We start from the raw sequence: 14302 nt of genomic DNA on the forward strand, positions 1-14302 counted from the left end.
GAGGGGGCCGCCCGGGTAAAGGTCGGCGGACCGCGCCGGCCGATCCTCTCAGATCTGGTCCGAAGTGGCGTCGGCGGGCCTGATTTCGCCCGGCCCATCGGGCACGCCGTCGCCGCGCGCCAGCAGGCGGTGTCGTTCGACGGGGCCGGGAAGTCGCCAGCCAGCTGTCCGATCCGCGGTGAAGCCGAAGAACCGGCCGTAATATTCGGGATCGCCGATCAGCATCAGCGACGCCTCCGGAACGCGCGCGAGTGCCTGCTCCACCAGCGTCCGGCCGACGCCCGATCCCTGACGTTCCGGCACCACCGCGACCGGGCCGACGAGGACGAGTGGTATTCGCCGCCCGTCGTCGCCGTGGAACAATGCCGGCCAGAGCTGGATCGTGCCGATCAGGCTGCCGTTCTCCATCGCGGCGAGGCTGGGTCCTGTGAGCGCGGCAACACCCTCGCGCAGGCGATAGGCGGTGCGCGTGTGTCGGTCCGTGCCGAACGCGCGGTCGAGCAACTGCTCCACCGCTCGTCCATCAATCTGCTCCAGCCCGATCAACTCGATCACCGGCATCTCCTGCCTCGTATAATAAGGGACGGGCGCTCTATCGATAGTCGCCCTGAACGCAAGCGGGCATGGCGTCGACGGGCGCGTGGCGCTAAGCGCGCGACGTGGAAGACATGCTCGAACTCGAGGTGCACGATCTGGAAGTGCCGGTGCTCACCGGCGTCTATTCAGAGGAAACGCACCTGCCTCAACCGCTGCGGATCTCGATGACGGTGATGCTTGATGCGCCGGCCCGATTCGCGCCCGATACGCCGCTCACCGCGTCGAAAAACTATCTCGACCTGAAGCATGCGGCAACTGCGGCCCTTCCGCCGGGCGTTCACTTCACGCTGATCGAAGGCGTTGCGGACCACATCGCCGAAACGCTGTTCCTGCAGGACGCTCGCGTTCGGCGGGTCAAGATCAAGATCGTGAAGCTCGCCATCGCAGAGGATGGCGAATCGATTGGGATCACCCTGGTTCGCCATCGTCGCTGAGGCGACGGTTACCCTGGCGATCAGTACGCCGCCGGGCCGCGGACGCACGGACCCAGCTGTTGCAGCACGAAACGATAGTCCGCCTGAGCAATCTCGGCGTCGGCAGGCTCCAGTGCCTGGGTGCTACGCGCAGGAAGGGCGCGGGGCAGCCCGCAGGCGAGGCGATACCAAAGCAGCGTGTCGCGCTGCGGCGGGCCAGCGGCATCGTCGACGATCTCCGATAGCGCAACCGCCCAGCGCGGCTGCTCGCCGGGCCGACGCAGGATGCTGAGCGACACCGGGCGATTGTCCTGCGTCGTCAGGAAGACCTGCGTTTCCCCCTCGCCGGGGAGGGAGCCAGTGACATGGAAGGCGTTGCCGATACCTGTCACCACGGGCGGCGCGTCGGGCGCAACCAGCTCCCGGCTGATTCGGCGGGTAAGGGAATCGAGCTCCGGGCTCCATGCCTGCTGAGAATCGGGGCCGGTCAGCTGGATCTGCGTGGCATCACCAGGAACGGGACGCGCGAACAGGATCACGCGGGCCTTGCGATACTTTGGTGCGCGGCCATCCGGTCCTACCCGCGCGTCTAGGACATAGCCGACGCGCGGCGGGATCGCTCCCGGACCACGGATCAGCGCGGTAACGTCTGCTTCGATATAAAAGCGCATAAAGCCCGGCGGAACATTTGCCGCCTCGGCGCCTTTGATCCGCACGGCAGAAGCGATCGTGGCGTCGAGCACGAGCGGGCTGCCGATCAGAAGATCGGCCATTTCGGTATAAGACACGGCTGGCGCCCCGTAGGCTTGAGCTGCAGGCTGCTGCGCGGCGGCGCTGATGGGGACGGCGGCGAGAAGCGCGAGACCAAGCGCTGAGGCACTAATCGTTCGGGTGACCATGCGCTTCGGTTAATCGATCCCCTCCCTATGATACAGAAATAAATCTGCCGCAGGACGATTGTACGTTTGTTGCGTCCGACAAAGCGTTTGCGTGTCGTTAAGGCGCAAGTTAGGAGTCAGTCGGTGCAAGGGTACCGTTTAGCCCTTGCCAACGGATCGGCACGCCCATTTTCCGCCTTGCGGAAGCCGCGGCAGGCCGCCCGGCCCCCTCGGGCCATAGGGATTAGGGAGTGCTTTTGCTGAATGGCCTACTCTGACCAGAAGATGAGCGGGAGCAAGGTCGTCGCGATCGTCATCGTGGCGCTCATCCATGCTGCTCTCGGCTACGCCTTCGTCACCGGCCTCGCGTTCCAATACGTGAAAAAGGTGTCGGAGAAGCTGAATACGTTTGACGTTGAGGAACCACCGCCCCCGCCGCCGGACGAGCCGCCACCGCCGCCGCCTGACGTTCCGATGACGCCGCCGCCCGTCGTGGCGCCGCCGCCCATCGTGACGACTCCGGCACCGCCGGTGACGATCGCCACCGTGCCGACACCGCCGCCGGTCTATGTACCGACGCCGGTTGCGCCGCCTGCACCCCCGCCGCCAGCGCCTCCCGCGCCGCCGGTGGTCAGCAAGGCTGCCGGTGCGAAGGGTAATCCTGCGGACTGGATCACCACGGACGATTATCCGCCAAGCTCGATTCGTGCCGAAGAAGAAGGCACGACCGTGATTAAGTGGACGATCAACGCCCAAGGTCGCGTGGAGAATTGCGTCACCACCGAGTCGAGCGGCTCGAATGCGCTAGACCAGGCGGCATGCCGCGCGCTGACCCGTCGGGCCCGGTATACGCCGGCCACGGACGCAGCGGGCAATCCGATCGCGACGACGCAGACGCGCCGCGTGGTCTGGAAGCTGCCACGGGATTGATCCAGCCTTAATAGAATCGCGCTTTTCAGAGGGAAACTAATCGAATGATCACCACCATCTTCGCTGCTGCCGCAGGTGCGGCAGACCACGGCGGCGAAAACCCGTACGGCCTCGCCGCCGCGCTTGAGCAGGGCGGTATCATCGCCCAGAGCACCTTCGGCATCCTGGTGCTGATGTCGGTCGTCTCGTTCTACATCATGTTCACCAAGCTCTTCGAGCAGCAGAAGATCATCAACCAGGCGAAGCGCGTCCGTGCCTCGTTCTGGCAGACGACCTCGCTGCGCGAAGGTTCGGCGAAGCTGGAGAAGAACTCGGCCTACAAGCAGATCGTCGACGACGGCCTGCAGGCTCAGGAGCAGCACTCGAAGCTGACCGATCCGGTCGAAGCCCATGACTGGCTGCACGGCTCGCTCGCTCGCTCGGAAGCGATGGTCAACTCGCGTCTGGGCACCGGTCTGGCGTTCCTCGCCACCGTCGGTGCGACCGCACCGTTCATCGGCCTGTTCGGTACCGTGATCGGCATCTACCGCGCACTGATCAAGATCGGTGCAGCTGGTCAGGCATCGATCGACGCCGTCGCCGGCCCGGTTGGTGAGGCACTCATCATGACCGCACTGGGTCTCGCGGTCGCCGTTCCGGCGGTGCTCGGCTACAACTGGCTGCAGCGTCGTAACAAGTCGATCGCAGAAGAGCTGTCGGCCTTCTCGAACGACGTGCTCGGCTACCTCGCGTCGAACGGTGCCGTTCGTCCGGCGTTCGCTGGTGCGGCCAAGCCGGTTGCGGCGAAGCCGGCTGCGACCACCACTGCCGGTCAGACCGGTGGCGTGCAGACCCGCTCGTAATGGGAAAGCGGGGTCGCCAGCCGGCGGCCCCGCCACCTTTCCCGACCGGATAACCGGTGGGAATGAAGACATAGGATAGCCTGACTTATGGCGATGAGCGCTGGTGGAGACTCCGCCGCAGAAACCCCGATGTCGGACATCAACACGACGCCTCTCGTGGACGTTATGCTGGTGCTCCTCATCATCTTCCTGATCGCGGTGCCGGTCGTGATCCAATCGGTTCCGGTGAAGCTGCCGAGCGTACGCTTCGACCCGACCACCACCAAGCCCGAGAACGTTTCCCTCTCGATCACGACCAAGCCTGATGGTGCCTGTGCCGTTTACTGGGGCATGACCCCGGTGACTCACGAGGAGCTGCTGGATCGCGCCGTGGCCAAGCTGAAGGCTGAGATCGAACGGCAGGGTGGCGTGAACGCCCCCGGTCTCGAACTGCCGGAAGCGCACGTACGCGGTGACGTCAACGTGCCGTGGAAGTGCGTGGCAGGCGCGATCTACAACATGCAGATGGCGGGCTTTGCGCGCGTCGGCTTCATTTCCGAGCCGCCGCCGGGCACTGGCACCGAGCGTCTGTAAGCAAGCCACCAGGAGTAATCGATATGGCAATGAGTGGCGGCAAGGACGATGGCGAGCCGATGATGGAGATGAACACGACGCCGTTGATCGACGTCATGCTCGTTCTCCTCATCATGTTCATCATCACCATCCCGATCCAGACCCACGCGGTGAAGGTCGATCTGCCGGTGAATGATCCGAATGCGACTCGGCCCCCGGTCGATCCGCAGAAGAACAAGATCACCATCGCGACCGACGGCACCGTCAGCTGGAACGGATCGCCTGTCGATCAGGTGCGTCTGCGTCAGTATCTCGACGTAGCAGCAGCGATGAACCCGGAGCCGGAGCTGCACTTCCAGCCGGATCCGACGGTTCGCTACGACACGGTCGATCAAACGCTGGCGGTGATCAAGCGGTCGAACGTGACGAAGCTCGGCTTCATCGGCAACGAGCAGTACTACCGCGAATTCTGATCACTACGGTTTTCAAGAACGCAACGGGGCGGCCTCATCGAGGCCGCCCTTTTTTTGTGTCTGAAGATGCGTTCAGGAAGCGCAGACCACCCGCTCCGTCATCCCCACTTGTACCCATGTCTCGAAAGTGACATGTACGTGTCACAAAACCGTAACGAAGCAATCTGGCGCGACGGTTATCGGGAGAGGGTGCGATGCGTGTTGTGTACGTCCTTGCTCTAGCGAGTTGCCTCGCTACCCCCGCGCTGGCGCGGGACCGCACCGGCTTCAAGGCGATTGAAGCTCGCAATTATGATGCGGCTGAGAGAGTGCTGCTCAATGAGCGGCGCATCTTCCCGGGCCGACCCGAGCTGATGATCAACCTCGGCACCGTTTATGCGCGCACCGGCAGGGTATCAGAGGCGGCCATTCTCTATCGCGCCGCGCTGGCGTCGGACGCTGTGGAGATGGCGCTTCCGGGCGGCGGGATCGAGACTTCGCACGAGGTCGCACTCCGGGGGCTACGCAGCCTCGCACCGGCGGCGCTGGCTGTCAGGTAACCACGCGGCTGCTTAGAGGTTTGGGTACGTTGAGGCTGCCAGCGCGCCTTTCGCGGCGCCGGCCGCCGCATACCATCCTCTTCGGCATCAATGCGGGGACGCGCTGGCGATTCCTACGTGCGGACTACAGCCGCGGCAGCGTAACTCCGCGCTGGCCCATATATTTTCCTGCCCGGTCGGCGTAGCTGACCTCGCACGGTTCGTTCCCCTTCAGGAACAGAAACTGGCACGCGCCTTCATTGGCGTAGATCTTCGCGGGAAGGGGGGTGGTGTTGGAAAATTCCAGCGTCACATGCCCCTCCCATCCCGGCTCCAGCGGCGTGACGTTCACGATGATACCACAGCGAGCATAGGTCGATTTGCCAAGACAGATGACCAGCACGTCGCGGGGAACGCGGAAATACTCGATCGTTCGGGCAAGCGCGAAACTGTTGGGCGGAATGATGCACACGTCGGTCTTGCGATCAACGAAGCTGTTGGCGGCAAAATCCTTCGGGTCGACGGTTGCCGAATCGACATTGGTGAAGATCTTGAAATCGTCGGCAACGCGGGCGTCATACCCATAGGAACTGAGCCCGTAGCTAATGCAGCCATCGCGGCGCTGCGCCTCGACGAACGGCTCGATCATGCCGTGTTCCAGCGCCTGTTCTCGGATCCAACGGTCGGACAGAATGGACATGCGGCAGCTCCCTTGCCGCGCTCTTCGCCTCCCACGAAGTCGGTGACAAGCCCCGGCGTGTGACAGTTAGCGTGGAAGCGTAATCGTTGCGATCAGGCCGCCCCCGGCACGGTTGGCGAGCGTGATCTCGCCGCCAGCATCGTGAACGATCGCTCGGGCCAGCGCGAGACCAAGGCCGATGCCGCCGGTGTCCCTGTTGCGGGAGCCCTCCAGGCGAGTGAACGGGTCGAATACAGCGGACAGCTTATCCTCGGGCACGCCGGGGCCGCGATCAGCGACGGATACCGCGACCGACCGATCGTTAGCGCTGATCGCAACCTCCACCGACCCCGCGTATTTGATCGCATTCTCGATCAGGTTTCGCACAGCGCGGCGGAACAAGGTAGGACGCAGGCGCATACGCAGCCGGGCGACGTCGTCGAACGCCACGTCAGCGCCCAGGTCGCGGAAATCCTCCACCACCGCATCCACCAGGGCTGCAAGATCCACCTCGGTCACCGCTTCGCTTGGCCGTCCCAAGCGGGCGAGCGACAGGATGTCGTCGAGGGTGCGACTCATCTCCTCGATCGTCGCGGCCATGCGGGTGCGGTCCTGATCGTCCTCGACCGATTCGATCCGTACGCGCAGCGCGGCAAGGGGGGTGCGCAGATCGTGCCCGATTGCGCCGAGCATCCGGTCCTTTTCATCCAGCATCCCGGTGACACGCTGGGTCAGGCCGTTGAAGGCGACGATCAGGTCGCGGACGTCGCTTGGCCCTTCGACGGGAATGGGGGACAGCTCCCCGCGTGGTGTGAACGATCCGGCCGCAATCGCCAGCGCGCGCAGCGGGCGTGAAATCCGGCGCGCGATCCACAGCACCGGGAGCAGGATGAGGATGTAGATGATCAGCGTCTGGCCAAACAGCGCCCAGAAGATGCGGTTGTCGTGCCGTGGCCACGGCGCGTTGGTGGTGATCCAGGTGCCATCGCGCTGCTGAACGGCGAACATCAGCGTGTCCGTGGGCCGCCCGACGTGGCGGCGCGCCGCCCGTTCGGGGCGCGATTCACGCGGACGGATGCCGGTGTCGATCCGTCCGGGAGAAACGCCGAGTTCCACCAGCTGTTCGCGCAGCTCCTCGCCCACCTTGGGCAAGCGTTCGAGACCGGCAGGAATGGGATTGGTGAGCCGATGGCGCACGCGTCCGCGGTCGGGCGACAGCCGGCGATCGACGACATGGTCGAGCGCGTCGGCGAGGCGTACTGCCGCCGGCCTGGTCGCCTGGGCGATCTTGAACGCGGCGCGCTCACGCAGGATCACAGCCAGGTTAATCGCCTGCGCCGCGAACAGCGCAAGCGCCAGAAGGAGGGCGAGCTGGCCTGACAGGTTGCGGGGAAAGCGAACGATCACCGGCTGCTCACAGCCGGGTCACTTCCGCCGCTAGCGTATAGCCGCCGCCCCAAACCGTCTTGATCAGTTGCGGGTTGCGGGGATCCAGTTCGATCTTCTTGCGCAAACGACTGACCTGATTGTCGATCGCGCGGTCAAAGGCTGCGGCCTCGCGCCCCTGCGTCAGATCAAGCAGCTGATCGCGGGTCAGCACCTGGCGTGGCCGGGTGACCAGCGCGTGAAGCAAATTATACTCGCCGGTGGATAGCGGCACCGCCACGCCCTCCCGATCGACAAGGGTGCGCTCACCGGTCTTCAGAATCCAATCGGCGAAGGCATAGGCGCCTGCCTCGGGCGCATGCTGGCGCGCGCCGCCGGCTTGCAGACGCCGCAGCACCACCTTGATCCGGGCGGCGAGTTCGCGCGGCGAAAACGGCTTTACCATGTAATCGTCGGCGCCCATTTCCAGGCCGACGATGCGGTCGGTTTCCTCGCTCTTCGCGGTGAGAAGAATGACCGGGATGTCGCTGGTCGCGCGGATGTGGCGGCACAGGCTGAGCCCGTCTTCCCCCGGCATCATGATGTCGAGGATGACGAGGTCGATCGCATAGGCGCTAAGCCGGACGCGCGCCGCCTCCGCATCGCCGACCTGAGTCACGCGAAATCCCTGTTTGGTCAAATATTGCGCAAGCGGCTCGCGGATAGAACGCTCGTCGTCGACGAGCAGCAGGTGGGGCGTATCGACCATGGTGTCGGCATCTAGCATGTCATGCTCCGCCGGGAAGGGCCGGGTGACGTAAGTGTCGCCCGGCCCTGGTTCATGGATCAGCGGACCGGGCGGGCCTCGCCGCTCGGCGCACCGCGCGCCTTCATCGCACCACGGGCGGCCTGGCGCTCGGCAGCGTCGATCCGACCGTCCTTGTTGGTGTCGATACGGTCGAACATGGCGCCCGTCGCTGCGAGAGCCTCCGCCTTGGTCAGGATGCCGTCACGGTTGGCGTCCGCGCCCATCATCATGCCCATGCCACCGCCACCATGGCGGCCGCCGCGCTTGCCCTTCCACTGGTCCCGCATCGCCTTGCGCTCGGCAGCGTCGATCCGGCCATCCTTGTTGGTATCGACGCGATCGAAGCGCTGGGCCGCACGCTCGCGGAACTGCTCGCGAGTCATTTCGACTTGAGCCCCGCCCCGGCGTCCGCGATGTTCGCCAGCGGTAAGCTTGCCGTTTTTGTCGGAGTCCAGCCGGTCGAAGCGGGCATCGGCCGCTGCCAGTGCCTCGGCGCGCGTGGTTACGCGGTTGGTGTCGGCCGCGGCGACGTCGCGCTGCGGGGCAGGGGCGGCGTTCTGCGCGACGGCGACCCCGGAGATGGCGGTGCCGGCGAGGGCGGCTGCAAAGATAAAGCGTTTCATCGGTTTAAAGGTCCTTCTTCAGAAGAAGCTGCTGCTTCCCTTCATGAGACCGATATGAGGATCGATTGTCGCGCGTGTTTGTCAGGACGCCTCAAATGTGTCGCAAAATGTCGCCGCTAAGCTCGAGATGCCCTGTTAAGTGATCAGCCGCTCACGCAGCGCATCACGGCGGGATGCATCAACACCAAGCACCGCTTCGGCATAGCGTTCGACCGAGCCGTGACGCTCCTCGATCGATCGAGAAGCGGCATGGAGGTAGTCCGCGTCCACCCCCATCAGCGTGACGATCGCCTCGTCGGTGATTTGATCGCCATATCGCTCGCGAATCGAGTCGCCCGCCGCGGCAATGCGCCGCTCCTGATTGCCGGCGACGTTGGTCAGCAGATAATCGTCCATGACGTCATCTTCATGAACGCCGAGCAGACGATGGAGCAGTGCCGCTGCCAGCCCCGTGCGATCCTTCCCGGCCAGGCAATGCAGCAGGCTGGGTCCGTCGCGGCTGGCCAGCGCTTCGAAATACAGCGTGAGGGACCGGACGAGCACTTCACGATACGGCATGTTGACGTAGAGCCGCGTCATCGCCGCTTTCGCCTCGGCCGCGGATGCGATCCCACGCCCGGCTTCCTCATGCGGCGCCAGTTCGGAGCCGGCGGTTTCGCCAGGCGCGAACAGGACCATCGCTTCGAACGGATCTGGCCGCAGGCACGGCATCAACTGCCGCTCACTGTCGCCGCGAAGGTCAATCACCGTGGCCAGCCCGATCTGCGCCACGCCCGCCAGGTCCTCGGGGGTAGCGGCGCCGTGCTGGCCGGAACGCCACAACAGGCCGCTTTTCAACCGTCCGCCGCTGGCGGCATAGCCACCATAGTCGCGGAAATTGTGGATGCCTTCGAAGCTACGGACGCGTTCATTCATGAGCGCTCGGGTATCGCATTTCGATGACAATGTCGCGTCGTTTAATGAGGATGGCTTAACCGCTGAAGGTCACCGCCGCACGTGACGGCACTCAGGCGGGGTCGCCATCCTTGTACTTCATCTCAAGAAAGCGCCCGCGCGTTTCGAGCGAGTCGAGATCACCCCGGGCAAGCTCCTCGCTCATCTGGCCGATCTCCCGCTCGATTAGCTCCAGACCTTCGATCAGCTGCCGGTCCGGCGTCTTGCCGTTGCGTTCGGTGCCGCGAAGTTCAGGCGGCACACGCTGATAGTCGCGCACGAAATCGGGAAGCTGTTCGCCGACCAGCCGGCGAATGTCGGCGCCCGCCGGCGTCTCATCACCGACGGTCTGTAGCTGCTTGCCCAGGGTGTCGAGCCGAAGGCCGATGCGGTCCGCGATCTGCACCGCGGGTGCGGGCAGGGCGGGCCGCTGCGCATCCAGCCAGCGCGTCGTCTGCATTGGCAGTGCCTTGAGGTCGCTACGCGCGAGCTTCTCATGCGTCACCGGGCGCGGCCCGGGCGCGAAGGCGATCGCGAGCGTCACGGCGGCCATCATCATCAACACGGCAAGGGCGCCAAAAAGGCCCAGCGGCATGATCGCAATGCCGATGATCGCGGCGGCAAACAGGATCGCAGCGTTCGCCACGCCGATCGCCGCGACCCGCTTCGCCACGCTTCGCCGCCCACGGGGACGGCGACTGACGGCGCGCGTGCCGGGCATCGTGTCGAACGACTGCAGCCGCACGCGATCCAGCGTGCCGCGCGCGTTTGACAGGGCCTGATCCGTCTCGTGCGAGATCACAGCGCCTCCAGCTTGAACGTCTCGGACGAGGAGCCGACACGGTTCTGCGCCGCTCCCTCTGCCCGGGCGATATAGCCGCGCGACTTCTCGACCTCGCCCGACAGCGTGTCGACAGTGGTCTTCATCGAATCCAGCGCCTTCAGCTTGAAGGTGTCGATCGCGTCCATGGTCTCATAGATATTCTGGAAGGCGCGCTGCAGCGTTTCTAGCGGGATGGCGGAGCTTGCCGCCTGCTCGTGGATGCGCGCCGTGTTGGAGCGCAGCAGCTTGCCAGTCGAATCGATGATGTTCGCCGTCGTCGTGTTCAGCTGCGTGATCTGTTCCAGAACCAGCTTCTGGTTGGTCATCGCCTGCGCCACCGTCACCGCCGTGCGCAATGCTGCCACCGTGGTCGTGGAGGCGCGATCGACGCCCTTGATCAGCTCGACATTGTTCTTCTTCACCAGGTCGAGCGCGAGATAGCCCTGCACCGTGACCGCCATTTGCGTCAGCAGATCCTGCGTGCGCTGGCGGGCGTAGAACAGCGCTGTTTCGCGGATCGCCTTCGCCTTGGCGGGATCGGTCGCGTCCAGCTCGTTGGCCTTGTCCTCCAGCTTCTGGTCCAACATCCGGGACATCTGGATCATCTGCTCCAGCTTGCCCATCGCAGTCCACAAGTTCGCCCGCTCCGTATCGATCGAGGCATTGTCCATCAGCAACTCGTCCTTGCCGGAAGCGAGGCTCTTCAGGATCGAGGCGATGTGCGTCTGGCTGGATTTGTAGCTGTCGAAATAATTGCGCGCCTTGTTGCCAAAGGGGATCAGCCCGAACAGCTTCTGCGGCGCTGTCAGGTTGCCCTTCTTGCCAGGATCGAGGTCCTCGACGACGCGGCGCAGCTGCGCCAGATCCTTGCCTACCCCGGTTTCCTGATCCATCGCGCGGACCGGTCGATCGAGGAAGCGGTTGGATTGGCCTGCCGCGTCCCGGATTTCTTTCGCGCCCATGTTGGTGATCGCATCAACCACCTTGCCGAATTCCGGGCTGTTCGCATCCCGCTCCATCAGCTGCTGAACGGCATATTCCGCGCGCTCCTCCAGCTTTGATTTCACGCCTTCCTCGACCGGGACAAGCCCGGCGGCTTTTTCCGCCGTCACGGTGGGCACCGGATCGGGCGGCGTCAGCTTCAGCGCCGGTTCCGTCGCGGTGATCGTTTCAGGGGTGGTCGCCATCTACATCCTCCAGCGTCAGCCTCCACGATGGCGGCTGACGGTGCTTCGTTCAAGTGTACCAGTCATATAAGACGCTGGGCAACCACGCGCAAAGGGCGTGCGATTTGCTCCCTGTCTTCCGATTGGCACGGTACGGTAACGAAGTTGCCACGTCCCGGCTCTAGCGGCGCATCATCACAGCCAAAACAATCGGGGGAACATCATGAACCGCGCCTTTTCGGGCGGCGTCGTTGCGACGCTGCTCGCCTGTTCGTCGACGGCAGCGCTCGCGCAGGCGCAGGGGCCCGGCGACGAGGGCGACATTGTGGTCACCGCGCAAAAGGTGGAACAGCGGATCGAGGACGTGCCACTCGCCGTGACGGCCGTCACGCAAGAACGGATGCGCGAGATCGGTGTCAATTCGCTGTCCGAAGTTGCGCTGTTCGTGCCTGGCCTGCGGGTGCAGGAGCAGAGCGCGAACAACCCGGGCTTCGTGATCCGCGGTATCACCTCGGATTCGGGCTCCTCGCAGCAGGGCGCGCGCGTCACGCTCTATTACAATGGCGTCGACATCAGCCGCTCTCGCGGTGCGTACCAGGATCTTTTCGATCTCGAGCGACTGGAGGTGGTGAAGGGGCCGCAGGCGACGCTGTTCGGCACCGCCGCCGCAATCGGCGCGGTCAGCATCGTCTCGGCCAAGCCGCAGCCCGGCTTCTCGGGCGAAGTGCTGGCCACCTACGGCAATTATGATCGCACCCAGGTGTCGGGTTTCATCAACGCCGGCAGCGATACACTCGCCGCTCGCCTCGCCTTTGCCTACAAATATCGCGACGGTTATGTCCGCAACATCGCCGGTGATCCGAACGTTCCCAATCAGAACCAGGGTCGCGTCGATCAGGACAACCTGAACAGCCAGGACCAGCGCGGCATTCGCGGGTCGCTCCGCTGGACGCCATCCGATGCGGTGACCGCCGATCTCATCCTCACCTATGATGGTCAGCGTAACCCCGCCACTGCGTTCAAGAGCCGCGTGTTCGCCCCGACCGGCGGGCAGACCGGGGATTATGGCTATGCTGAACTGTCCGGTTCGCCGCTCAGCCAAGAGGTGCTCGGCAAGCGGAAGCTCGGCCTCGATCGCGACGTTTATGACGCGAACCTGACGATCAACGTCGATATCGCGCCGGGTGTCACCTTCACCACCGTGAACGGCTATCGCAAATTCAACGCTCTGGAGACGTTCGACGCGGATGGCGGCCCAGCCTGGTATCTCGAGTTTGCAGAGGATGCGAAGGGGGATCAGTGGAGCCACGAAGGCCGTTTCAACTTCAGCGGCGAACGCTACCGCGCTTCATTCGGCTGGAACGCCTTCTTTGAAAATGGCTACCAGCGCGTGCCGTTCTCGACCGAGGAGGGGACGTATATCGCCTGTTCCGTCGCCGCGCCTTATGCCCAGGTGCGCGCCGCGCTGAACGCGGCCGGCCTGCCGACCGGCACCAACTGTATCGCACCTAACGGTACGATCCTGGCGGCCCGCGCCACGCAGATCCTATCGCGCGGCGCTGCGACGGTCGTGCCTTATGCCTCGGAATTCACGAACTACGGCAATAACGACACCTATTCAGTGTTCGCGGACGCGACCTGGATCCCCACTGACACGTTCGAACTGACCGCCGGCGCGCGCGTGCTGATCGAGGATCGCCAGTCCGGCTATAGCGCGATCCAGCCGAACTCGGTCCTGCTCGCCCCGCTTGGGGTGCGCACCAGCCTGCTCGGCACGGTCAGCACGGGCGGCGCGAAGTTCGAGGCGAAGCGGAGTTTCGCAGCGGTGCTGCCGCGCGTGAATGCGCTCTTCCGCATGACTGACGATCTCAACCTCTTCGCCACCGTTAGCAAGGGGCGTCGCTCCCCCGTGGTTCAGCTCGGCTCTGCGGCCGACCCGGCCGGTGCGATCCCCGCACTTCAGATCGTGCCGGAGGAGGCGGTGTGGAACTATGAAGCCGGCATCAAGGCAGGCAGTCGAACGTTGTCGGGAACGCTGTCGGTGTTCTACCAGACCTATGACGATTTCCAGGTCAGCGTCACCGATCCAACCGGTCGCGTGACGACGCAGAGCGCCGGCACCGCAAACAACCTGGGTGTCGAGCTGGAAGGCACCTGGCGCCCTGCCGAGTTCCTCAGTGTGTTCGGCAGTTTCGGCTACATCGATGGCGGGATCAGCGACAAGCCGCTGCCCGGCGGCGGCACCAACGTCTTCGCGGGCAACCGCTTTCGCCTCCAGCCGGAGGTGATTGCGGCGGGCGGCGCTAGCCTGCGCCTGCCGTTGCGCGAAGGCATCATCGTCTACGCGACACCGTCGGTCAGCTATCAGAGCAAGGTCTTCTTTGAATTGCCTAACCGCGAAGAGATCAGCCAGGATGGCTACGCACTCGTCAACTTGCGCGCCGGCGTCGAAGTCGCCGATGGACGCTATCGCATCGGCGCCTTCGCACGGAACCTCACCAACGAACGCTATCTGATCGACGCGGGCAATACTGGTGCAACGTTCGGAACGCCGACCTATATTGCCGGCGAGCCACGTATCTATGGTATCGAGCTGTACGGCCGATTCTAAACGGCGCGGAAACGGTGATTTGTGCCGGGTGGAAGACAGGTTCTTCTGCCCGGAACATCTGCTGGGCCTAGCCGCAGCGCAGCAAATAGGC

At 64.3% G+C, this 14302-nt stretch carries 16 protein-coding genes; 7 read left to right on the forward strand and 9 right to left on the reverse strand.

The features are described from left to right. Positions 1–48: 48 nt before the first annotated feature. A complete protein-coding gene (locus K0S66_RS01165) occupies positions 49–555 on the reverse strand; it encodes an N-acetyltransferase (RefSeq protein ID WP_301073239.1) in 507 nt (168 codons plus the stop codon). A 104-nt stretch (positions 556–659) separates the two neighbouring features. On the opposite strand from K0S66_RS01165, the gene K0S66_RS01170 reads away from it, so the two are divergent. After that, positions 660–1031, forward strand: coding sequence for a dihydroneopterin aldolase (locus K0S66_RS01170; protein ID WP_301073240.1), 372 nt, complete (start codon positions 660–662; stop codon positions 1029–1031). 20 nt (positions 1032–1051) lie between these two features. Here K0S66_RS01170 and K0S66_RS01175 read toward each other — a convergent pair whose 3' ends face one another. Continuing rightward, positions 1052–1783: a hypothetical protein gene (locus K0S66_RS01175; protein ID WP_301073241.1), complete on the reverse strand. Its 732-nt coding sequence runs from the start codon at positions 1781–1783 to the stop codon at positions 1052–1054. Between the two features lie 369 nt (positions 1784–2152). Between K0S66_RS01175 and K0S66_RS01180 the strand changes: the two genes are divergently transcribed. From K0S66_RS01180 to K0S66_RS01200, 5 genes are all read left to right on the forward strand, one after another. Continuing rightward, positions 2153–2818, forward strand: a complete 666-nt coding sequence (locus K0S66_RS01180) for an energy transducer TonB (RefSeq protein ID WP_046410683.1) — start codon at positions 2153–2155, stop codon at positions 2816–2818. 44 nt (positions 2819–2862) lie between these two features. Further along, positions 2863–3660, forward strand: a complete 798-nt coding sequence (locus K0S66_RS01185) for a MotA/TolQ/ExbB proton channel family protein (protein ID WP_301073242.1) — start codon at positions 2863–2865, stop codon at positions 3658–3660. 87 nt (positions 3661–3747) lie between these two features. Next, complete coding sequence (locus tag K0S66_RS01190; RefSeq protein ID WP_301073243.1) at positions 3748–4233, forward strand: biopolymer transporter ExbD; 486 nt, start codon at positions 3748–3750, stop codon at positions 4231–4233. Positions 4234–4256: 23 nt separating this feature from the next. Next, complete coding sequence (locus K0S66_RS01195; protein WP_301073244.1) at positions 4257–4685, forward strand: biopolymer transporter ExbD; 429 nt, start codon at positions 4257–4259, stop codon at positions 4683–4685. A 194-nt stretch (positions 4686–4879) separates the two neighbouring features. Then, positions 4880–5224, forward strand: a complete 345-nt coding sequence (locus K0S66_RS01200; RefSeq protein ID WP_301073246.1) for a tetratricopeptide repeat protein — start codon at positions 4880–4882, stop codon at positions 5222–5224. A gap of 124 nt (positions 5225–5348) precedes the next feature. Here K0S66_RS01200 and dcd read toward each other — a convergent pair whose 3' ends face one another. From dcd to K0S66_RS01235, 7 genes are all read right to left on the reverse strand, one after another. Then, positions 5349–5903: a dCTP deaminase gene (gene dcd / locus K0S66_RS01205; RefSeq protein ID WP_301073248.1), complete on the reverse strand. Its 555-nt coding sequence runs from the start codon at positions 5901–5903 to the stop codon at positions 5349–5351. Between the two features lie 66 nt (positions 5904–5969). Beyond that, positions 5970–7286 carry a HAMP domain-containing sensor histidine kinase gene (locus K0S66_RS01210; protein WP_301073339.1) on the reverse strand — a complete coding sequence of 439 codons (1317 nt, stop codon included), beginning with the start codon at positions 7284–7286 and terminating at the stop codon, positions 5970–5972. Between the two features lie 10 nt (positions 7287–7296). Beyond that, on the reverse strand, positions 7297–8016 hold the full coding sequence (locus K0S66_RS01215) for a response regulator (RefSeq protein ID WP_301073340.1): 720 nt from the start codon (positions 8014–8016) through the stop codon (positions 7297–7299). Between the two features lie 77 nt (positions 8017–8093). Further along, positions 8094–8678 (reverse strand): hypothetical protein, encoded by a 585-nt coding sequence (locus K0S66_RS01220; RefSeq protein WP_301073249.1) that lies wholly within the window; start codon positions 8676–8678, stop codon positions 8094–8096. A 135-nt stretch (positions 8679–8813) separates the two neighbouring features. Then, positions 8814–9593, reverse strand: a complete 780-nt coding sequence (locus K0S66_RS01225) for a tyrosine-protein phosphatase (protein ID WP_301073250.1) — start codon at positions 9591–9593, stop codon at positions 8814–8816. Between the two features lie 91 nt (positions 9594–9684). Further along, positions 9685–10413 (reverse strand): hypothetical protein, encoded by a 729-nt coding sequence (locus tag K0S66_RS01230; RefSeq protein ID WP_301073251.1) that lies wholly within the window; start codon positions 10411–10413, stop codon positions 9685–9687. Then, positions 10410–11621, reverse strand: a complete 1212-nt coding sequence (locus K0S66_RS01235) for a toxic anion resistance protein (RefSeq protein WP_301073252.1) — start codon at positions 11619–11621, stop codon at positions 10410–10412. The genes K0S66_RS01230 and K0S66_RS01235 overlap by 4 nt, the downstream gene beginning before the upstream one ends. A 202-nt stretch (positions 11622–11823) precedes the next feature. Between K0S66_RS01235 and K0S66_RS01240 the strand changes: the two genes are divergently transcribed. Then, on the forward strand, positions 11824–14211 hold the full coding sequence (locus tag K0S66_RS01240; RefSeq protein ID WP_301073253.1) for a TonB-dependent receptor: 2388 nt from the start codon (positions 11824–11826) through the stop codon (positions 14209–14211). Positions 14212–14302 lie beyond the last annotated feature (91 nt).

The sequence above is a fragment of the Sphingomonas sp. genome (assembly GCF_029239295.1).
Lineage (GTDB): Bacteria > Pseudomonadota > Alphaproteobacteria > Sphingomonadales > Sphingomonadaceae > Sphingomonas.